Here is a 22,816-nt window from a genome sequence, read left to right as displayed (position 1 = left end):
ATGCAAACTAAAATAAAAACAATATTAGCAATCTTTATACTTTTCGTATCGACAAGTTCGTGCGATAGCTATTTGGATTTACGTCCTCAGGATGGAATTATACGTGAGGAATTCTGGAAAACCAAAGAAGACATACAGGCAGCGGTAATAGGGATTTATTCTTCGATGTTAAATTCGCCTCCTGGGGTAAATGATTTGCCTTTGTCTCAATATTTATTTATGTATGGAGAATTGAGGGGAGATATGATTGCTCCCGGAGGGAATGTTACCGAAGATCAAAGAGATATTATGAATTCGAATATCATAGCTTCTAATGAATTAACCGATTGGTCTGCTTTTTACAGAACTATCAATTATTGTAATACGGTTATTGATTTAGCCCCAGCAGTTAGAGCAGAGGATCCAACCCTAACCCAAACGCAGTTAAATCATTTTCTTTCAGAAGCTTTGGCTATTAGGGCCTATTTGTACTTTACATTGGCTCGTACCTATAGAGATGTGCCTTTAAAATTAGATGCAACATTAAGTGATGCAGATAATTTTCAATTACCAACTAATACTCAAAGTGAGGTTTTTGCTCAGGTGATAAAAGATTTAGAATTAGCAGAGCAATATGGAGTAGAAGATTACGGAGATAACGCATCAAATAGAGGTCGTATAACTACTTATGCTATTAATGCAATGCAGGCAGATGTTTATTTATGGGTAGAAGATTATGAAAAAGCAGTCATTGCTGCTGATAAGGTAATTGCTTCACCAAGATTTAGATTAATACAAGCTTCTAGCAATTGGTTTACAACTGTGTATGCCCAGGGTAACTCTACAGAGAGTATTTTCGAATTTCAATTTACACCATCTAACTTAAATTCTTTCTATAATATATTTGTTATAAGACCTCAGTTTTTAGGCAGGGAAAGTGTTTTGGAAGATGTTTTTGGTATTGATTTAGAAAATGCTAACAATAGGGATGTACGTGGAGAACGTGCCTCTTTAGTTCCGGGTACTTCTCAAATCTATAAGTATGTAGGCTTGAATTTTAATGATTATAAAGAAGTACAAAATTCAGATACCCATTGGTTTGTTTATCGTTTTGCTGATGTGTTGTTAATGAAAGCCGAAGCACTTACTGAGTTGAATAGAGGTTCAGAGGCAATAGAAATTATTGAAGAAATACGATTAAGACGGAATGCTTTGGAAGTAACCTCACAAGAAGTAGGTTCCGAAAACAAAATCGAAATCATAAATTATTTATTGGCTGAGCGTGCTCGTGAATTTGCTTATGAAGGGAAGAGATGGTTTGATATTCTTCGTAATGCCAAAAGAAATAATTATGAAAGACTTGATATAATACTTGATGCAGGAGTTTCGGGTGCTCTTCCGGAGCAACAACAATCCGTAGTTGCTAAATTAAGAGATCCAAATAGTCATTATTTACCTATAAACACGAATGAACTTTTTGCTAATAAAGCACTTGTGCAAAATCCTTTTTATAAATAAAAAATTTTTAAGTCATGAAAAGATTACTAAGATTACCTAGCCTGTTGAGACTTACTTTAGTTTTTTTAATAGCTTTAGTGTTTCAAAATTGTTCTGAACAAAAAATAAAAGAAACGACCGATGAAACTCTTAATATAACTGAATATCTAAGAGAAAATCCGGATTACTCTATGTTTTTAGAAATTCTGGATATTACTAATTATGCTTCCTTTATGAATACTTATGGAACTTACACCATTTTTATTCCCAATAATGCTGCTGTACAAGCTTATTTGAATGATGTAGGAGCTACTTCATTGAGTCAGGTTCCAATGACTGATTTACAAAATATTGCTATGCTGCATATTTTAGATCAAAAAGTAAATACGACTTCTTTTACTGATGGTAAAATAGCGACGCCTAGTTTGTATGGTCAATATTTAGTAACAGGAGCTTCAAATAAAAACGGAGTTTCTTCTACAACTGTAAATAAAGATGCAAGCATAATAGCTTCTAATATTGAATTAGGAAATGGAGTAGTCCATGTTATTGATAAAGTATTGCGTGTAGCTGATAAAACATTGGCACAAACTATTGAAGCTGATCCCAACCTTTCCTTATTTACAGAGGTTTTAAAGGCAACAGGATGGTTTGAAACATTAAACCAACCTTTGACAGACAAGACTGATATTGATAGTTATTTAACTGTTTTAGCTCAAACTAATGAAGTTTTTGAAGCAGCAGGATATACTACTTTAGATCAACTAAAAAGCAGATACAGTCATTTGAATAATCCGTTGGATTTAAAAGACAGTTTGAATTTGTTTGTTAGCTACCGTGTTTTGCCAAGATTACAGTATCTGGCTGATATTGCTATAACACCTTCTTTAGTTACAAAAGCTCCTTTAGAAGTAATTAGTACAAAGTTGAGTAAAGATACTATATTATTAAATGAAGATATCTTTAATGGAGTATTAGAAAAAGGGGTTGCTATAGATAGAAGTGTAAGTGATGTAACAGCATCTAATGGAGTGTTGCATTATGTAGAAGGGAATATGGCGATTAAAAAACGTGTACCTGCTCCGGTATATTTTGAGTTTACTGATATAGCCGAATTCAGAAGATTAACCGCTTTTTGGAAAAAACCTGGTGCAGCCTATGAAAAACTTACAGTTGACAACGCAGGTATTGATGTTACTTGGGATGGTAAAGCAAGTGATGCAAATGCTTATATAGCCTATAATAAAGCAGCAGATGGTACTGGTATAACAAGTGGTATTGCCGGATGCTGGGGAGCAGATGTTTGTGAAATTTTCCGTTTTAGAGATGCAAATGCTCAGAATGTTGCTTTTAAAACACCAGTTATTATTAAAGGAAGATATAAAATTTGGATTTCATATAGACAGCAAGCCACTAAACTAGGGAATGTGAAAGTGTTTTTTGATGGAATAGAAATGCCTAGACAAGTAAACTTACATGAGGGAGGTAATACTGATACTGCAAACACTCCAGAAACCGTATTGGAATCTCAAGGATATAAGCGTTATGCTTCACCATGGTCAAACAGGGTAAATTGTAGATTAGTAGGTGTAGTAGATGTAACAACTACGGGAAGACATACTTTAATGTTACAAAGTCAAGGGAATTTTTCGGCTCAATCATGGTTTGATATTGCAGAATTCCGTCCTGTAGAAATGAATCAATTGTGGCCAAAATTTGCTGCTGGTAAGAGTACTTTAGTCCAACAACCTTAAAATACATCAATTATAACTTTAATCAAATAGAAATGATTTTAAAAAATAAATATAGGAGGTTATTAGCTAGTGTTTTCGCACTAGCTATAATCTCATGCTCTAATCCTTGGGATGATCGTATAGATAATGGTGATGCTAATCTGGGAATTACGCTTGATGAAGCTATTAGCAAAACATCTGAAACTTCCCAGTTTGCCGAATTGTTGGTTCAAACCGGATACGATGAAATATTAGCTTCATCTAGGACTTTTACTGTTTTTGTTCCTACTAATGCTGCTATGTCTCAGGTAGGTAGTGAGATATTAAACAATCCGGAAGCACTTAAAACATTTGTTGCTAATCATATTACTCTAACTGCTTATTCTTCGGAGAGAACTAATCCGAACGAGAGAATTAAGATGTTTAGCAATAAAAATTTAATATTTAAAGGGAGTACTATGATTGATGATGCAACACTTGTTAGTGCGGATCATTATGCTGCTAATGGTGTTTTTCATATCATAGACAAAGCCTTGACACCAAAATTAAACATTTGGCAGTATGTTAATTCTCAGGTTGACAACTCTGCTATGAGTGCTTATTTGTCAAGTTTAAAAGATTTTAGTATTTATACCTCAGATTTAGCTGCGAAAGTCTTGTCTGAAGAAAGAGGTGCAGGGTACCTATCAGATTCTTTGACCAATTCCTATTTAAGAAATGTCTATAATTTGAATAACGAGAATAATTTGTACACTTTATTTTTAATGGAAGATACAGGTTATACAGATGAAGTAAATAAAATGAAGCCTTATTTGATTAAAACTTCAAATGAACCAACAATCGATTCTACAGCTATTTATGCCCAATATTTTACATTAAGAGATATGGCTTTTGCTAAAAAGTATGAATTGGATGAATTACCAGCCACTTTAACCTCAAGATTTGGAGTTGAAGTACCAATAGACAAAACTCAGATTGCTCAACAAATTCATTTAAGTAATGGTATTGTCTATATCATGAAAAAAGTTGATGTTCCACTTACTAAACGTTTAGTAACTACAAGAATTGAAGGAGAGAAAAATTCAGGTTATATAGGGTCGCGAACCCCTATTCTTTATCGTGATAGAAGAGATCCTTTAGGGATGCTGTTTAACGATATTATGGTGCAAGCACCTACCAGAGGTAAGTTTACGCTCTTATATAATGCAAAGGATATGTATAGTACTACATACAAAGTGTATTGGAGAGCAGTTAATGACAGAACAACAGCTACTCTTTTTCAACAAAAATTAGGGATAGGAGGATCGATAGTGTTAACAGGTAGTACTTATGATGTAGCTAATTTTTTTGAAGCAGTTCCTCTTACGATTATTCCATTTAACAATTATGATGAAATCCTTGTAGGGCAATTTACAAAAACTGATGCGGGTAATATTGACCTCATCTCTTTAATAGGTGGAGCTACAACTGCTACTAGTGGGCTTACTCTTGATTATTTGAAATTTGTTCCTGTTCTTAAATAATATATTCTATAAAAAAATAGTTATGCTAAAAATTATAAAACTAAGCTGTCTTGTTAGCCTATTTTTTGCAGCGGAATTCTATACACCACTGTACGCTCAGGAGGTTCAGGATTCTACTGCTACTGCAACGACAAATTTAAATAAAACAACAAAAGGCATTTTAGTAAAAGGTGTTGTAAAAAGTGCTAAAACCAAATCCGCTTTATCAGGGATAAATGTTGCTGTCGATGGTTTTTCGGCAGCCATTACTCATGATGACGGTAGTTTTGATATTAAAGTTCCTAATTTAGAAGCAGTTCTTAAAATTAGTGGCGAAAATTTTCAAACTAAGGTCTATGCTTTAAGACGACAAGAATCAGGAATTGAAATATTTTTAAGTGAGCCTCATTATGCTCCTGCTTATGAAATGGCCAATTTAGCTGCCGGAGAAAAAATGCAGTACAATAACACCACTGCAGCAAGTGTTGTTGATTTCAAAAATGATCAATGGTCTGCTCCTGTTAATGAATCAGTAGGTGGTTTTCTTCAAGGTAAAGTAGCCGGTTTAAGCACAGTTAGGAATTCAGGAACTCCTGGAGCCGGTACTTATTTGTCTTTACGTGGATTTACTTCTTTGTATGCCACTAACAAACCTTTAATTATTGTTGACGGAATGATTTATGATGACGAAGATTATGGATCAGGTATTTTGCAAAACAATATGTCTTCTCCTTTAAGTAATATTGATGTTAAGGATATTGAAGATGTAACTGTTATAAAAGATGGTTCCTCTCTTTATGGGACTAAAGGAGCTAATGGAGTAATTAAAATTACTACCACTCGTGCAACAGAATTATCTACTAAGATTGATTTTACGATGTATGGAAGTGTTAATCAAACGCCGGATGAGTTACCTTTATTAGATGCTAAAGGGTATCGTACACATTTATCACAATTAGAATTAGGACGTGGTTTATCACCAGTACAGATTTCTAATTTGCCGTATATGAATGATCAAGTAGGTTCAGCGGGATATTATAAATATCATAATAACACAAACTGGCAGGATCAGGTTTTTAAACCTAGCGTAAATCAGAATTATTTTCTTAAGATTCGCGGAGGAGATGAAATAGCTAAGTTTGGTTTATCAGTAGGTTATTTGGATAGCAAAGGTATTATCGATCAGGTGAATACTAAAAGATATAGTACGCGCTTAAATGCCGCTTTAAAATTAACAAACAAATTATCTGTTGATGCTAATTTATCTTTTATCAATAATGTTCAGGAACAATGGGATCAGGGTTTTGCTTATAAAACAAGTCCTTTGTATTTAGCATTGACTAAATCACCATTTTTAGCGGTTAATGATATTAATGATGCAGGAGAAGTTTCTCCTAACCTAGCTGATGTGGATGATTTTAATGTAGGTAATCCGAAAGCTATTTTTACTAATGGATTTGGAAGGAATAATAACTATCGTTTTTTTGGAAATCTTAAATTCAAGTATGTTTTGAATAAGTCTTGGGATATTAATACTATTCTGGGATTAACACTCAATAAAGAAAGAGAATCTTTCTTTATTCCAGATCAAGGCGTTGCTGATGTTGTTCTTCCTACAGCTATTGGTACTAACCGTTCAGGAAGTGAAATTCAAATTTATAATAGTCTCTATACAGATACTTATGCTAATTATTTAAAAAATTTTAATAATGATCATAATCTTGAAGTTCGTTTTGGAGTTAGAACACAAAGAAATAAATCAGAGAGTGACCTAGGTTTAGGGTATAATTCATCAACTGATGATTTTACATCAGTAGGTGCTGGATCTAACTTACTACGTCAGGTGGGGGGAGTTTTAGGCGAATGGAACTGGTTGAATATTTATGCTAATGCTGATTATAATTATCGAAATAAATATTTCCTGACTACAAGTTATGCTGTTGATGGTTCCAGTAGATTTGGAGATAAAGTCAATGGTGCTAATAAGTATGCATTAATGACATCTATAACCGGAGCCTGGTTAGTATCTTCTGAAGGTTTTATGAAGAATGTAAAAGCTATTGATTACTTAAAATTGAGAGCTACTTATGGTCATAGTGGAAATGACGATATAGGAAATTTTACAGCTCAAAAATATTATATCTCTCAAAATTTATTGGGGATGCAAGGTATAGTAAGAGGTAATATTGCTAATCCTAACTTGCAATGGGAAACTGTTAAGAAATTTAATGTTGGTGCCGATTTAGGTATTTTCAACGAAAGACTGAATGCTTCTATCGATGTTTTTTCTAACAGAACAAGGAATATGATTGTCTATGAAACGGTTAGTGATGCAAGTGGTTTTGATTTTGCAGCCTCTAACAATGCTTCAATGCGTACTATAGGAGCTGATTTATCATTAAAAGCTCGTATTGTTAAGTCAACTGATTTTACTTTTGATTTAGGAGTGAATGTGAGCCGTTATAAAAATGAAGTCCAAGGCTTGCCTAATGGTGACATCCTTACTCAATTTGCAGGTGCTACTTATTTAACATCAGTTGGCAATGATGCTAATTTATTCTACGGTTTAAAAGCAGCAGGTGTTTATAGTACTACTGCTGAAGCCAGTGCAGCCGGTTTGAACCGAAGATTAACTAATGGAGAGTTAATTCCTTTTACAGCAGGAGATATGCGATTTGTAGATACTAATAACGATAAAGTTATTGATAACAATGACCGTATGGTAATAGGTAATCCAAATCCGGATGTATTAGGTAGTTTTTCAACTAATTTAACTTATAAACGTTTCAGTCTTCAGGCCTTGTTTAATTTTTCAATTGGTAATGATATCTATAATGGATTGCGTTACAATTTAGAGAAAATGAGTGGATACGAAAATCAAAGTGCCGCAGTAGCTAATCGTTGGAGAGCCGAAGGACAGCAAACGGATATTCCAAAAGCTGCTTGGGGAGATCCAATGGGGAATTCAGAATTTTCAAGCAGATGGATTGAAGATGGTTCTTATCTAAGATTAAAAACTTTGGTATTAGGGTATGATTTTAAAGTAAATGATGCAAATTATGTTAAGTATATCAAGCTTTATGCAACTGCAAATAACCTGATTACCTTTACTAAATACCTTGGATATGATCCTGAGTTTAGTGCAACTTCGTCTATTTTCGGACAAGGAACAGATATTGGTTTAGCACCTCAGTTTACAACAGTTCAACTAGGATTGCGTTTAGGGCTTTAATTATTTACTCTTTATAGAAAGAACATACAGATGATAACAACAATAAAAACAAAAACAACAAAAAGTATCGTGTCGATAGTATCGGTTATGGCACTATTATTTAGTTTTGGCTCATGCCAGGACTATCTGGATGTACAACCTGAAGATAAGCTTGTAGGTGATCAATTATATCGTGATGTTTACGATGCTGATGCTGCCGTAATAGGTATTTATGGTAAGTTTATGGCTCTTGCGGAAAAACACGTTATTCTGAATGAGATGCGTGCCGATTTGATGACTACTACCAGGAATTCAAATCCTTATTTAGAGCAATTATCAGAGCATAATGTTACAGAAGAAAACCCATACATTAGTCCTAAACAATTTTATGAAGTAATTCAAAATTGTAATGATGCCTTAAAGAATTTTGACATCATGTTAGCCGATAAGAAATTTACACAATCACAATATGAACAGCGTTATGCTGATATCGCTTGTATTCGTTCCTGGGTTTATTTACAATTAGGGATTCATTTTGGTAGTGTGCCTTATATTACAGAACCAATTGAAACACTTGAGGACGTTAAAAACATCAATAAATATCCAAGAATTCCTTTTGATCAGCTTTTAGATCAATTGGTCACTTTTACAGAAGCTTTAACTTATAAAAATATTTATGATGGACAAAGTAGTTTGTTGGTAACAGTGGATGGTTATGATACCAGAAAATTCTTTATTAATAAGGAATGTTTATTGGGTGATTTGCAGTTATGGAAAGGGAATTATCAGTTGGCTGCTGCTCATTACAAAAATGTGATGGAAGAAACGCCGGCTGGTGGTGTACAAACCGTAGATAATTACCGTGTAAAATTTGCAGAGGTTATTACTAATGAGGATTTGGCTGTGGGTTATTTAAGAAATTTTGAGACAGATGCAACCACCTTGGTAGATAGTAATACTAAAGGATGGCGTTCTATTTTTGGAAGAACCAGAGATGTCTTGTGGAATTCAGAGTGGATTTGGTCATTGCCTTTTGAGAGTAGTTTTGCTCCTGCAAATCCATTTATTGCTTTCTTTTCTAAAACATCAGGAGATTATTTAGCCAAACCATCTCAACGTGCAATTGATTTATGGAATTCTAATAATCAGGTTTTTGGTTCTGTATTTGGTTATCCTTATGATGCACGTGGTCCAAAGTTTACTTATAGAATGGTAGCTGGAGATCCTGTAATTATGAAGTATATCTATAAATTTGAAGGAGCTGCAGATCAGTTTAAAAGAAACGGAGATTGGTTTTTGTATCGTGCGGCTAAGTTGCATTTGCGTTATGCTGAAGCGGCAAATAGAGATAATCAGCAAAAAATTGCTTATGCTCTTTTAAATCAAGGGATTAAGGCAGCTTATAGTCCTTCAGGTACTATTCCTACAGATGTGACTGATATACAGCAGACTAAAGAGCCCTTTCCGTATGATTTTGATGCTCGACAAGGAGATTTTCCTAACTACAGAGCACCTTGGCATCGTAATACAGGGGTGAGAGGACGTGCTAGATTAGAGTCGGTTGGTGCAATTGGTGATGATGTAATTACTACTGAGAATAATATTATTAATGAGGCTGCTTTAGAGCTAGCTTACGAAGGAAACCGTTGGGAAGATTTAGTGCGTATTGCCAGACGAAGAAATGATCCTTCCTTCTTGGCCGATAAAATCTATGATAAATTGAGCAAAGACGGAAATGCTAAAGCAGACGAAGTGAGAGCTAAATTAATGAATCCTAGTAATTGGTACCTGCCATTTAAATGGTAATATATAGATTGAATAATTTGTAGTGAATTAGCCGTCCCGATAGTCATCGGGACGGCTTTTTTATTCGTGAAAATCAGGTGTTAACTCAACAAAAAAAAACCGCCTCAAAACTTAATTTGAAGCGGTTCTTTGTTTTTGTAAAACGAAAAAACTAAACGTTTTTCAGATTGATAATCTCCTGTTCGGTAAGTAATCTCCAGTTTCCTCTAGGTAAGTTCTTTTTAGTCAAACCTGCAAAAGCAACACGGTCAATACGCAATACATCATATTCGAAATGTTCAAAAATGGCGCGAACTACTTTTACGTTTGAAGTTTTTAATTTCAATCCAATTTCGCTTTTTGCTTCTCCTTCAATGTAGCTTACTTCTTCAACAAAAACACGGTGTCCGTCTAAAACTAATCCTTTGTTGATTTTTTCTAAATCTTCAAATTTCAGGTTTTTGTCAAGAGAAACCTGGTATATTTTAGATGATTTTTGATTAGGTAAGGTAAATTTTCTAATCATGTCGGTATCATTGGTGAACAATAATAATCCAGTGGTATTTTTATCCATGCGTCCTACAGCTGCAATTTTAGCTGTTGTAGAGCCTTTTACCAGTTCCAATACATTTCTGTATTCCTGACCTTCGTCAAGAGCTGTAGTAAAGTTTTTAGGTTTGTTAAGCAAAATGTACACTTTTTTCTCCGGGGTTAATTTTACTCCGTCAAAATTTACATCATCACCGGGTTTTACCAGATAACCCATTTCGGTAACCGGAACGCCGTTTACTTTTACATTTCCTGATTGAATGTAAATATCTGCATCACGACGAGAACAGACACCTGAATTTGAAATGTATTTATTCAAACGAATTTCGTCTTTTGCTTTTGGTCTTTTAGCCGTCGGATTTGGCTTTTTCTCAACTTTATTTGCAGGAGCTTCAGCAGCTTTTGTATTCGGTTTTACTTTTTTAGGGCCTTGCGCTCTTTTTGGCATTGCAGGTTTAGCTCCGCTCCGCTCGGCTCCGCCTCGGGTTGGCTTGTTAGAACTTGGTCTGGAGCTATTAGGTCTGGAACCTCCTCTTTTATTGTTGCCTTCCTTATTATTCATAATATTCTATAATTTACTTCGTCTGTTCGGCCTTTAATGGCCTCGAGTGTGCAAAGATAGTATTTATATAATAGCTAATTGATAAATGCTGATTATAAAACATTAACTAACTCGTTGATAAGTTGTTTCTTCTGATTAGAATTGTAATCAAAAAGAAAGCAACAGCTTTTTTCCGTGCCATAAAACACTTGGATTGATTAGAATAATACAGAAAACTCCTGAAACAATCAGGAATTTAAGTACGTTGTGCAGTAATAAGAATTGAGCTTTAGTATTCGATTTCCATAAATATTTCAAGAAAAACAGCAAGATAATGAGACAGGAATAGAAATAAATATCCATGTAGCCTACATCGTAAATTTCGATTAAAATATAAACAGGGAATAAGGTTAGAAGACTCAGGAAACTGATGATTTTTTTTGAAGTTGTTTCACCATATAAAACCGGGATGGTATGGTAGTTATCGACTAAATCGCCTTTGATGTTCTCTAAATCCTTAATCATTTCCCTGATAAGTAATAATAAAAATAAAAAAGTAGCATGAGCTGAAATCACCACAAATTGACTTTTGTATGTTTCTATTTCATAAAAAGGAAGTTTAGTGTAATAATATAATAATATCGCAAAAAAAGGCATTACTGCTAGGATGGATGCCATAAGATTGCCTATAAGAGCTATTTTTTTGATTTTGTGAGAGTAAAACCAAATTAGGAAAATATAAGCTGAAAAAAATAAAAAAGCCCGCCATGATAGATAGGCTGCTACTAATGCTGCTATAAAGTTAAGTGAAAAATATACTTTAAGTTTGGTGCTTTGACTGACTAATCGATCGAGCATTGACTTAGTAGGACGGTTAATTAAATCTTTTCTACTATCATAAAAATTATTGATAATATAACCCGAAGCAATAGTTACTGTGGAGGCAAAAACAATGAGAAATAAACTAAAATCCAGCAAAACATCTAATGCTCTTATCTCAGGAGCCAAGATAAATATGGCAGATAAATATTGTGCCAAGATAATGATGGGAATGTTGTAACCTCTAACCACAGAGAACAAACTAATGATTTTTAACGCTAAAAGTTTGTTTTTTCTACTAAGCATTTTTTGTTTTCGGTCAGTTTTTAAGTTCTTTATTCAAATTTAAGGGTTTGTTTTTTAAAACAAGCTTATTTGAATTAAAATAACTAAAAAATTAAGCACTTTAGTATCGCAATCAGGAGATTAATTGGTCGTATTTTTTGGGTAAATTGATGGTGAATTTTGTTCCAATGTTGATTTTTGATGTAATTTCGATGGTTCCGTTTAGTGTTTTAATAGCATCTTTTACCAAATAAAGACCTAAACCGGTGCCTTTGTTGTTGTTATTGGTTACAAAAAACATATCGAATATTTTGTTTTGATATTCCGGTTTTATACCAATACCATTATCCGAAATGACAATTTTATTCCCCTGATCGTCTGCATAGGTATTGATGGTAATGTAGCAATTTTCTTTTCCCGAATCCGAATATTTGATGGCATTGGTCAGTAAATTATTGATGATGATTTTTAGTTTTAATTCATCACTGTCAATATTGTCAATATTCAGAGTTTTGTTAATGCTGATTTTTTTGGTTTCCTGTCTGAATTGGTTTTGATTGATTGCTTCTTCTATTGTTTGAATCAGGCTCACTTTTTTGATAGCAAGTTTTGTTTTTTTATTTCTGGAATACTCAATAATGTCTTTTATAAATTGATCTTGTTTATCCAGATTTTGATTCATTAGTGCCAAATAAGCCCTTAATTGGGTCACGTTATTTTCGGTGTTCATGATTTCAATTAATCCTTTTAAAGAAGAAATAGGTGATCTTAAATCATGAGACGCACTGTAAACAAATTGGTCTAATTCTTTGTTGACTATCGTTAAACTCTTGTTGGTTTCTTCGGTTTCTGTCTTAGATCGTTTTAGTTTAGTGACGATTACCCAATAATAAATACTGACACTTCCTATGATAATTAATGAAAAGAAAATATTAATCAGTAAAAGAAGATTTTTAATCGAACGCGATCCCGAACTCAATTTTTCAGAAAATGCTTTTTCGTTTTGGTTGAGCTCTATACTTAATGTGTTGATTTTTTTTAGGATATTTTCTTTGTCGGCACTAGTTAGACTTTTAGCTGTTATTTTCTGATTTACATTTTGTCCCAGAATAGCTAATTTCTCAATTGATAGATCGGCATTTTCCCATTCTTTTATTGCTTCTGCAAAAAAAGAAACGGATCTAAAGTTCTTAAAAAGCCATATTAAATCATCAAAATCCTCGGAGTTATTTCTTCCGGCTCTAAGTCCGGCTTCGATTGTTTCAATAGGAGCATTGTTAATCAAACCTAAACGAGCAATTTTATCTCCTTTAGGAACACTTAATTCTCTTTGAAATGACTGCCATTCGTTACTGTCACTGGTTAAAAGATAGGTCGTTAAATGACGGGTTGCATCTTTTTGTCCTTTTGAATAATGAGATTCACCATTGATGTACGCTCTCGATGCCGATAAAATTTTTATAGTTAGATAATTGCTTGCTATTAAAAGGGTACATGACAGAGCTACTACCAGCAATGGAATAAAAACATTGTCTAATCTAAGTTTTTTGAGAAGAGTATTTTTAAGCATATTGTTCTTATTTAGTTGATAAATAGAAAACGGAGTTTAAAGATACGCTGTTTTTTCTTATCAAAAAGTAGGAATTGGTCAAGTTGTTTACTGAAATAAAAACGCTATAGAATAAGTAAAACCAGTACTTTTCAAGTAAAAGAATAAAGTAAGAAGGAATTAGAATTGATAAACCACTTCTAATTTGTAATCTTTCAATGAAGCTTTAGCACGTTCTATATCTTCAGTAAAACCAAGAATATAACCGCCACCGCCAGAACCGCAAAGTTTTAAATAGTAATCATTTGTTTCAATTCCTTTTTGCCAAATTTCATGAAATTGCTCCGGAATCATAGGTTTAAAATGGTTTAAAACTACTTTAGATAATTTTTTGGTGTTGGTAAATAAGGATTTCATATCACCGTGTAAAAAGTTTTCCACACAGGCATCGGTATATTTTACAAACTGATTTTTCAGCATTGCACGGAAACCTTTGTCTTTTAAGTTTTCCATGAAAATATTGATCATAGGAGCAGTTTCGCCTATAATTCCTGAATCTAATAAGAACACCGCACCTTTACCGTCAAAACTTTGATTTGGGATTCCGGTTGCTTCAATATGATCTTTTGAATTAATCAAAATCGGGATACTCAAATAGCTGTTTAAAGGATCTAATCCGGAGCTTTTTCCATGGAAAAAACTCTCCATTTGAGAAAATATATTTTTTAACTGCAATAATTTTTCACGGGTTAAATTTTCCAGAATAGTGATTTTATTATTGGCATATTTATCGTAAATAGCAGCAACTAACGCTCCGCTACTTCCTACACCATAACCTTGCGGAATACTGGAATCAAAATACATTCCAGTATCAATATCATTTTTTAAAGACTTTAAATCAAAAGAAACTAAATTTGTTTGTTCGTTTTCTAAGGTTTCTAAATAATTAGCAAAACGTTTTAAACTGGCGTTAGAAGCAATGGCTTCGGCAGAAGGATTCTCTTCTTTTTTCAATGCACCATTATAAAAATTATAAGGAATAGACAATCCTTTAGAATCACGAATAATTCCATATTCTCCAAAGAGTAATATTTTTGAGTAAAATAAAGGTCCTTTCATATTTTTATTTTAAGTCTTTCAATTTATTTGGGTTTTGTCTGGTGTCAAAAACAGAAACAATAACAATATGTTTGATGTTGTAATGATAAAACAAACTGGTTTGTTTACTAATAACAACTTTTCTAATTTTTTTATTTATGCTCGAAATTGGAAATAATTCTGGATTTTCAACAATTAATTGTATTGTGGAATTAATCTTATTTGAAAATTTTCTTTTTACTTCATTATTCCATTTTGTTTCCAAGTAGTTAAAAATTTCTTCAACTTCCATTTTAGCTCTAGGAGTAATTACAACCTCCCTTTTCATCTCTAAAGATGTAGTTTTATAAAATCATCAAAAGAAGAAAAATCACCTTTTTTATATTCTTCTAAAGATTCGTTTATTGTATTTTGTTGCTCTTCAGTCAAATCATCCCAAAAATCTTTTTTCTTTGAATTAAAAATGTTTTTAATGGATGCAATAATAGACTCATCATTGGTTTCAGCCAATAATTTTATCAATTCTAACTTTTCTAATTGAATATTCATCATCTAAAATTTTACTAAAGATACAAAAATTACAATTGCATAGCACCTGTTCCAATTTCGTCACAAAGGTACTGCCCATTTTGACAATAGCCAACTAATTCGTCCTTAATAAATTGCAAAACGCTTTCTTTATCTTTATTTGGGTATAAAACATGCACATTAGCACCGGCATCAAGAGTAAAACAAACCGGTATTTGGGTCTCATTTCTGAATTTCCAAATTTTATTGATAATTTCCAATGTATTTGGTTTCATTAAAATAAAATAAGGCATTGATGTCATCATCATGGCGTGTAAAGTCAGGGCTTCACTTTCGACTATTTTAATGAATTCTTCCAGATTACCATTTTCAAAAATTACAATTAATTTGTCCAGATTTTCATGTGCCTGTGCAAATCGTCTTTCGGCAAAAGGATGATTGTGCATCAGGTCGTGACCTACAGTACTCGAAACTTGTTTTTCTCCTTTGTCAACCAGCAAAATAGTATCTTGATAGTTTTTGAAATTTTCGTGAATGTTATATGGAAATTCCACGCCATATAAATCCGAACTCCTTTTAATGTTTCTTTGCTGTCCCCAAGTTACCACTTGACCTTTTACGCTTCGGCAGGCACTTCCTGAACCCAATCGTGCTAATAGCGATGCTTTTTGATAAAAATAATCTTCAGTCATTGCAGGGTTCAAAGCTTTTTCCAGACTCATTAAGTTCATCGCTAAAGCTGCCATACCTGATGCTGAAGAAGCAATTCCTGAACTGTGCGGAAAGGTGTTTTGAGTATCTATTGTAAAATGATAATCTTTCAAAAACGGCAAATAAATTTCGATTCTTTCAAAGAATTTTTGGATTTTTGGCTTGAAATCTTCTTTTGGTTTTCCTTCAAAAAACAAATCGAAAGAGAAATTATCCGTATTCTGTTTTTTGGCGAAAGCCAATTTGGTAATCGTTTTACAGTTGTTCAACGTAAAACTCACCGAAGGATTAGCTGGAATTTGATTCGCTTTTTTCCCCCAATATTTCACCAAAGCAATATTGCTGGGTGCGCTCCATTGAAAATTACCACTTTCTATAGATTCTGAATAGGAAGTTGGAATAAAATCGTTTGCTGTAAACATGAATGATAAAATTTGCGCAAAGATACTTTTTTGAATTATATGCAAGGTGTTCGCTTTTAAAAAAAGTTGGACACGACCCGAGAGATAGCGAATTGGCGAAGCAATTACACCAATTGTCACTAATTCTAATCAAATGATTAAAGTCGAATGACACAAATTTCAATCTGCTTTAATGATTCGTGTAATTAAAATGAGGTATAATTTGTGTTTATTTGTGTAATTTGTGGCAAAAAAAATTAAGTGCTATTGCCTAGGAATATACGTTGATTGTATTATTTGTTCAATCGGTGTAGAGTTTAGTATTTTTGGAAAAAAATAGAATAATGAATAAGATTACTAAAATAATTGTTGCAGTTGCTATTTGTCTAGGCGTAGGATATTCTTCCAGTATTGTTACGAGTTCGGCAATTTTAGATTGGTATCCAACATTAGTGAAACCAAGTTTTAATCCGCCTAATTGGGTTTTTGCTCCTGTTTGGTCTCTGCTATACGTGATGATGGGAGTGGCTGCTGGACTGGTTTGGGACCGAATTGCTTACGAAAGTGAAATTGTTCAGAAAGCTTTGTTGTTTTTTATCATCCAGTTGGGATTGAATGCTTTGTGGTCCTACCTGTTTTTTGGATTGCACAACCCTATGTTAGCCGGGATTGAAATTATTCTTTTGTGGTTGCTAATTTATGAAACCTATATTCAATTTGCTAAAATCAATAAAATAGCTGCTTATTTGTTGATTCCATATTTGGCTTGGGTGAGTTTTGCTGCTGTGTTGAATGCCAGTATTTGGTGGTTGAACAGATAGGTAATTGCAATTGCAAAAATCAATGACAATAACTAAATAATAATTGCAATAGTTTAATGTCAAAAAAACAATAAAAAGATTTATTCCGGAGCGTTGATTTTCTTGAATTCAACGCTTTTTTTGTATAAAAAATCCATTAATTCAAGATTGTTCGAATTTTTGGATAACATTTTTTTGGATTCGGGATCAAAATTGCAAAAAGTAAGGAAGGCTTCCATTTCTTCTTTTTTTAATTGTAAAGTTTCGGTATAGAACTTTTGATCAAAGTTAGCCGCAGCAATTTCTTTGAATGCTTCAGGATTCTCGGCTTTTTCTTTTTTTCCTTTGAATAGGTCACCAAAAATCATTTTTCCTATTTTGACAAAATCCATTCCGTTTTCAATCGTTCCATTATATACGCCCGAATTTTTTAAAGCTTTGGCTTTTTTTTCCATGGCAATTTCATGATTTTTTTCTTTCTCCCATTTTTTATCCAATTTCCAATCAATATTAACCTGATGAACCACTACTTCTTTAAGTTCTTCTGCTTTTCGTGTAATTTCTATTTTAATTTTGGTTGTGTTAAGATCATCGGAGCTTATTTTGATCCCTTTCAATTCATAATCTTTATGGAAAATCAGGATGCTATCGTTGATTTTTGCAGCAATTGAGAATTCACCATTAGCATTGGTAGTTGTGCTTCGTTCTGTAGAAAGGTTGATGATTTCAGCGTCTGGGATGAGTAGATTTTGAGAGAAAACACTACCATTGATTACTTTTCTGGATTGTGAAAAACTAAATTGAACAATCGTAATCAATAAAATGACAGCTAGTTTTTTCATACAAATACTACTTTGAGGTAAAAGTAGTAAAGTTATTGGTCTTAAAAAGTTAAAAATTATGTAAATACTTGTTAATTATGATGATTTAAAATCTGATTTTTAAAAAGTATTAGGGGTGTAATTTTTCTCCTTTTATCACTTTGTTTATAGTATTTGCTATTCGTTCTACTTTGGTTTCATCCTTTTTTGCCGAATAAATCCAATCAATAAATGCTTTTTGTTCACCTTCTTTTAAGTTGATAAAAGTTTCATAAGCCAATGGTTCATCTTTGAGGCAGAGTTCTAGTTCATTTGGAATTTCCAAAGGATTTTCGTCTTTGTATAAAATCACTTTTACATAATCTCCGGCTTGTTTTCCTATTTTTTTTCGAACTGCAGCTTTTAGCGGAAGAAATAATTTTCCGTTTCCCATGGGCATGAGTTTGTAATTTTTTAATTCGTAATCGTCAATACTTCCACGAACTTTTACCCAACCAAAAGGAGTTTTTTTATCTTGTAGTATTTCTGGAATTGCTGCGTATGTCCAACCTCCTTTTCCCGGGAATTTTTCTAAAAGATATTCTTTACTGATTAAAGGTTTTTCCATTATTTGATGTTGGTTATAAGACTTTATTTCTTGAATTTTTCCATATTTTCTTTTACACGAAATGCAACTATTTTTCTGATTAGTTCATAAGGGATAGGCGCATCAAGAGGAAATTGAACAGAACCTTTGCCTTGCTTGTATTTTGATAATGCTTCAGAAAATTGTGTATGTCCTGAAGGAGTTGCATATAAACCAATGTGATTTTTGTAGGCAGCAAAATAGACTAATGGCTTTCCGAATGTTTTGTAAGCCGGCATTCCATAAGAAATTCTTTCAACACAATCCGGAGCTTCATTTTTAATAATGTTTCTTATTTCTTGTGCTATTTTTTGAATTTCAATGGGAAATGTGTTAATATATTCTTCTACTTCTTCCATTTTAAAAGGGATTAGTTATATTTAAGAAATTCCATTCGCCAAAATAAACCCACTGGTCCAGGCATTCTGGAAATTAAATCCACCTGTAATAGCATCAATATTAACGATTTCACCAGCAAAATAAAGATTTTCATGTAATTTGCTTTCCATGGTTTTGAAATTGATTTCTTTTAAATCAATTCCACCTGCAGTTACAAATTCTTCTTTAAAAGTACTTTTTCCATTGACTTGAAAAGTAGCATTGGTTAATTGTTTGGCCAGATTTTGTAATTGAGTTTTCGATAAATCGGCCCACTTGGTTTCGGTGGAAATACCGGAAGCAAGAACTAAGCTTTCCCATAGTCGATTAGTAATTTCAAAAGGAGATTTTTTTGAAACCGTTTTTTTAGCATGTTCCTGTTTTAGGTCTTTCAGGATTTTTTCAGCTTCGCTGGTTTCAATGTCGTTGAGCCAATTCACAAAAATCGTGAATTGATAATTTTTATCGTGTAAAATGCGTGCACCCCAAGCCGATAATTTTAATATAGCCGGTCCGCTCATACCCCAATGAGTGATTAACAAAGGACCGGTTGAAGTGAGTTTAGTGTCTTTTACTTTTACAGAAACCTGTGCCGAAACACCTGGTAATTCCTTAATTCGGGAATCTTTGATATTAAAAGTAAATAGGGAAGGTACAGGACTCACAACGGCATGACCTTTTTGTTGCAGCATTTCCCAAATCTTAGGATTACTGCCTGTTGCCATTACTAATTTTTCGCAAATAAATTGTTGGTTTTGAGTGTCTATTTTCCAGACCGATTCTCCCGAGACTTCGGGACTGAAAATCGATTGTACGCTTTGTCCGGTCAGGACTGTAATTCCTAGTTTTTGGGTTGCCTTCAGAAAACAATCAATAATGGTTTGGGACGAATTAGAAACAGGAAACATTCTGCCGTCCTCTTCGATTTTTAACGCTACTCCATGTTTTTCAAACCATTCTATGGTATCACCAGAACAAAATTGATGAAAAGGACCGCGTAATTCTTTTTCACCACGAGGATAAAATTTTACTAATTCATTAGGTTCAAAACAGGCATGGGTTACATTGCAACGACCACCCCCAGAAATGCGGACTTTTTGCAAAACTTCATTACCGCGCTCCAGAATAGCTACTTTTAATTTGGGGTTTTTTTCGACAATATTTATGGCTGTGAAAAATCCTGCTGCGCCACCGCCAACAATTATGATGTCAAAATTTGAATTCATTTTTAAACCATTAAGGGAGTTAAGAAATATTAAGTTGTTTTGTGTTTTTAAACCATTAAGAGAATTAAGAAATATTGAGTGATTTTTTCTTTTAAAATACTATAATGCTCTTATGGTTTAAAATAAATCCTGTCTGGAAAATCGGAGATGATTCCGTTTACGCTAAAGGATTGCATTTTTTTGATGTCGGCTGTTTCGTTGACTGTCCAGGGATATACTTCAAAGCCGTTTTCCTGTAGTTTTCTTGTGTTTTCAATGTTTAATAATTGAAAATCAGGGTTGATAGCTTTTGCCTGAATTATTTTGGCGAAAGCCAGAGCTTTATCTAAATCCGTTTCGGTAAGTACCGCAATTGGGATTTTGGAATTGACAAAATTAACCTCTTCTAAGGCATCCCAATCGAAGCTGGAAACTAAAAAATCACTGTATTCCCAGTTTTTCTCCCGAATGTATTTTTCGATTAAATCGACTACTTTGGCAGCGGTTTCAAAAGTTTTCAATTCGACATTGATAAAACAACGACGGCGTACTAAGTCAAAAACTTCTTGGAGAGTTGGAATTTTATGTTGGTTTTCAATACAAAAATCTTGCAATTCGGCTTTGGTAAATTGATTGACTTTGCCTTTTCCATTGGTTGTTCTGTCAATGGTTTCATCGTGAATAACCATGAGTTCGTTATCGACGCTTAAATGCACATCGAGTTCAATAGCATCAACTTGTAAGTCAATTGCTTTTTGAAAACTGGCTAAGGTGTTTTCGGCTTCGTAAGCTTTGGCACCGCGATGACCTATTTTAAGCATAGTATTTTTTTAATTACAAAGTTCGCAAAGTTTTTTCAGTTTTATCACAAATATTCGCAAAGTAACTCGGAGAAACACTAAGTTTTCAAAAAGTATAGCGAGCTTTGCGGTAATGAATTTATTCTAATTCCAAAATCAAAGCCGATTTGCCTTCGATAGGAATTGCTTGAGATAAGTCAAAAAATAAATCAGTTAAGATTTCTTTTCCAGTGATATGATTTTTAATGTTTTCCTCGAATCGTTTGGTCATGATTTCTTGATTTTCGGGATTGTTGTTAATCAATACCATTACCGTTTGATTAGTATTGTATCTAAAATAAACGTACACATTATTTTCTGGTATATAATGTGTTGTTTTTCCAAAATGTACGGCAGCATTCGTTTTTCGCCAATGGAATAATTTGGAAGTGAAATCAAAATAGGCTTTTTGACATTCGGAACGAGTTTCGGGAAGGAAAGCATTGTTTTCATCATTTTCCCAACCGCCGGGAAAATCTTTTCGAATATCGGCATCGCCTAGGTTTTGATCACCGGCCATCCCAATTTCGGAACCATAATACAACTGAGGAATTCCGCGCAAAGTAGCGAGCATACACATTGCCATTTTGTATTTTCGAATGTCGTTATTATAAATGTGATTCAGTCGTCTGGTATCGTGATTTTCACCAAAAATCAATAAATTATTCACATTTGGGAACAAAAAATCTTTCGAAAGGATGTCATAAATTCTGGTGATTCCCTGATCCCAGCTGTCATCATCTTCGTTGAAAACACTTTGTAAAGCATCGGATAAGGCAAAATCCATTACGCTGGATAAATGTGAATTAAAGTTTTGGATTTTAGCAATGGGACTGTCTTTTTGCCAATAAGAAAGTAAACCCTGATTGCGCATGGTGATTTCGCCTACCAAATTAAAATTGGGGTATTCATCGGAAATGGCTTTAGTCCATTTTGAGATGTATTCGGGTTCTGAATAATTGTAAGTATCGACTCTAAAACCGTCCAAATTAGCGTATTCAATCCACCAAATGGCATTTTGACAAAGATAATTGAAAACTAGGGGATTGGTGATATTCAAGTCGGGCATTGAGGGAACAAACCAGCCGCTCAAACAAATATTACGGTCAATTTTTGACGCATTAATGTCGCTTATCGTACTTCTTTTGTGATTGGTTTCGGTATAATTTTCAAATTGATGAATCCAGTTTTTTGCAGGCGAATCTTTGAGCATCCAGTGGGCTAATCCCCAATGATTTGTTACATAATCCATAACTAGTTTCATGTTTCTGTTATGGATTTCTTTGGCTAAACGCACATAATCTTCGTTAGTACCAAAACGAGGATCAATTTTGTAAACATCTGATTGGGCATAGCCATGATAAGAGTATTCAGCTTCATTGTCTTCACAAAGTGGCGTACACCAAATAGTGGTAATTCCCAGTGATTGTATGTAATCCAGATTTTGAATTATCCCTTCGATATCGCCGCCATGTCGTCCTCCCGGCAATTCCCTATTGTATTTTTCGGTAGTCTTAGTGTCGTTTTGATTGTTCTTGTTTCCGTTTGCAAAACGATCGGGCATTAAAAGATAAATACTGTCTGAGGAATCAAAACTTTTACGAGTAGCGGAGTTTTTCGTTCGTTTTCTTAATTCATATTTTTGAATAAAACCCGATTTGTCTTTACGTTTGAAGACAAAATCAATTTCGGTAGTGTTTATCTTTTGCGTGTTGATGGTTACAAAAATAAAATTGGGATTTTCGGTGCGTTTTACATTGGTAATAGCATTGCTGTTTTCAATTGTAATTTGGCATTGACTGATATTGGTTCCGTAAAAAAGAATTTGAAGTTCAGGATTGTGCATTCCGGAAAACCAAAATGGTGGTTCGATTCTTTGTATTTGTTTGTTTAACGCAGTACTCATAAAATAGAGAAATTAAAGCATAGCGGTAAAAAACAAAAACGTTATGCTTACTCT

At 33.6% G+C, this 22,816-nt stretch carries 19 protein-coding genes; 6 read left to right on the top strand and 13 right to left on the bottom strand.

Translation table 11 applies throughout. From position 1 onward, the window contains the following. The 5 genes from BIW12_RS04600 (at position 1) to BIW12_RS04580 (ending at position 9,728) form a co-directional block, all read left to right on the top strand. A complete protein-coding gene (locus BIW12_RS04600) occupies positions 1-1,497 on the top strand; it encodes a RagB/SusD family nutrient uptake outer membrane protein (RefSeq protein WP_071184022.1) in 1,497 nt (498 codons plus the stop codon). A gap of 14 nt (positions 1,498-1,511) precedes the next feature. Then, positions 1,512-3,230, top strand: a complete 1,719-nt coding sequence (locus BIW12_RS04595; protein WP_071184021.1) for a fasciclin domain-containing protein — start codon at positions 1,512-1,514, stop codon at positions 3,228-3,230. Positions 3,231-3,262: 32 nt separating this feature from the next. Next, complete coding sequence (locus BIW12_RS04590) at positions 3,263-4,732, top strand: fasciclin domain-containing protein (protein ID WP_071184020.1); 1,470 nt, start codon at positions 3,263-3,265, stop codon at positions 4,730-4,732. Between the two features lie 22 nt (positions 4,733-4,754). After that, on the top strand, positions 4,755-7,943 hold the full coding sequence (locus BIW12_RS04585) for a SusC/RagA family TonB-linked outer membrane protein (RefSeq protein ID WP_071184019.1): 3,189 nt from the start codon (positions 4,755-4,757) through the stop codon (positions 7,941-7,943). Between the two features lie 87 nt (positions 7,944-8,030). Beyond that, complete coding sequence (locus tag BIW12_RS04580; protein WP_071186130.1) at positions 8,031-9,728, top strand: RagB/SusD family nutrient uptake outer membrane protein; 1,698 nt, start codon at positions 8,031-8,033, stop codon at positions 9,726-9,728. Between the two features lie 151 nt (positions 9,729-9,879). On the opposite strand, the gene BIW12_RS04575 is transcribed toward BIW12_RS04580, so the two are convergent. From BIW12_RS04575 to BIW12_RS04545, 7 genes are all read right to left on the bottom strand, one after another. Then, the gene (locus BIW12_RS04575; protein ID WP_071184018.1) at positions 9,880-10,818 is read right to left on the bottom strand and encodes a pseudouridine synthase; all 939 of its coding nucleotides are present in this window, start codon (positions 10,816-10,818) and stop codon (positions 9,880-9,882) included. Positions 10,819-10,965: 147 nt separating this feature from the next. After that, positions 10,966-11,922: a geranylgeranylglycerol-phosphate geranylgeranyltransferase gene (locus tag BIW12_RS04570; protein WP_071184017.1), complete on the bottom strand. Its 957-nt coding sequence runs from the start codon at positions 11,920-11,922 to the stop codon at positions 10,966-10,968. A gap of 112 nt (positions 11,923-12,034) precedes the next feature. Continuing rightward, positions 12,035-13,471 (bottom strand): sensor histidine kinase, encoded by a 1,437-nt coding sequence (locus BIW12_RS04565; protein ID WP_071184016.1) that lies wholly within the window; start codon positions 13,469-13,471, stop codon positions 12,035-12,037. A 159-nt stretch (positions 13,472-13,630) separates the two neighbouring features. Beyond that, positions 13,631-14,569 (bottom strand): mevalonate kinase family protein, encoded by a 939-nt coding sequence (locus tag BIW12_RS04560; RefSeq protein ID WP_071184015.1) that lies wholly within the window; start codon positions 14,567-14,569, stop codon positions 13,631-13,633. Between the two features lie 4 nt (positions 14,570-14,573). Then, entirely contained in the window at positions 14,574-14,876 is a 303-nt protein-coding gene (locus tag BIW12_RS04555; protein WP_071184014.1) for a type II toxin-antitoxin system RelE/ParE family toxin, read from the bottom strand. Between the two features lie 2 nt (positions 14,877-14,878). Further along, positions 14,879-15,100, bottom strand: a complete 222-nt coding sequence (locus BIW12_RS04550; RefSeq protein WP_232227140.1) for a hypothetical protein — start codon at positions 15,098-15,100, stop codon at positions 14,879-14,881. A 26-nt stretch (positions 15,101-15,126) separates the two neighbouring features. After that, on the bottom strand, positions 15,127-16,209 hold the full coding sequence (locus tag BIW12_RS04545; protein WP_071184012.1) for a diphosphomevalonate/mevalonate 3,5-bisphosphate decarboxylase family protein: 1,083 nt from the start codon (positions 16,207-16,209) through the stop codon (positions 15,127-15,129). Positions 16,210-16,532: 323 nt separating this feature from the next. On the opposite strand from BIW12_RS04545, the gene BIW12_RS04540 reads away from it, so the two are divergent. Further along, entirely contained in the window at positions 16,533-17,009 is a 477-nt protein-coding gene (locus BIW12_RS04540; RefSeq protein WP_071184011.1) for a TspO/MBR family protein, read from the top strand. An 80-nt stretch (positions 17,010-17,089) separates the two neighbouring features. Here BIW12_RS04540 and BIW12_RS04535 read toward each other — a convergent pair whose 3' ends face one another. From BIW12_RS04535 to BIW12_RS04510, 6 genes are all read right to left on the bottom strand, one after another. After that, positions 17,090-17,830, bottom strand: coding sequence for a carboxypeptidase-like regulatory domain-containing protein (locus BIW12_RS04535; RefSeq protein WP_071184010.1), 741 nt, complete (start codon positions 17,828-17,830; stop codon positions 17,090-17,092). Positions 17,831-17,939: 109 nt separating this feature from the next. Further along, entirely contained in the window at positions 17,940-18,416 is a 477-nt protein-coding gene (locus BIW12_RS04530; protein WP_071184009.1) for a YdeI/OmpD-associated family protein, read from the bottom strand. 23 nt (positions 18,417-18,439) lie between these two features. Further along, positions 18,440-18,793 carry an iron chaperone gene (locus BIW12_RS04525; RefSeq protein ID WP_071184008.1) on the bottom strand — a complete coding sequence of 118 codons (354 nt, stop codon included), beginning with the start codon at positions 18,791-18,793 and terminating at the stop codon, positions 18,440-18,442. Positions 18,794-18,814: 21 nt separating this feature from the next. Next, entirely contained in the window at positions 18,815-20,038 is a 1,224-nt protein-coding gene (locus tag BIW12_RS04520) for a BaiN/RdsA family NAD(P)/FAD-dependent oxidoreductase (protein WP_071184007.1), read from the bottom strand. Between the two features lie 110 nt (positions 20,039-20,148). Continuing rightward, entirely contained in the window at positions 20,149-20,838 is a 690-nt protein-coding gene (locus BIW12_RS04515) for a glycerophosphodiester phosphodiesterase (protein WP_071184006.1), read from the bottom strand. 118 nt (positions 20,839-20,956) lie between these two features. Beyond that, positions 20,957-22,762, bottom strand: coding sequence for a glycoside hydrolase family 13 protein (locus BIW12_RS04510; protein ID WP_071184005.1), 1,806 nt, complete (start codon positions 22,760-22,762; stop codon positions 20,957-20,959). Between the last annotated feature and the right edge of the window lie 54 nt (positions 22,763-22,816).

The organism is Flavobacterium commune (assembly GCF_001857965.1).
In the GTDB taxonomy this organism is placed as follows: Bacteria; Bacteroidota; Bacteroidia; order Flavobacteriales; family Flavobacteriaceae; genus Flavobacterium; species Flavobacterium commune.
Note: the sequence above shows the minus strand (reverse complement) of the source record. Positions and strands in the feature narration are given on the sequence as shown.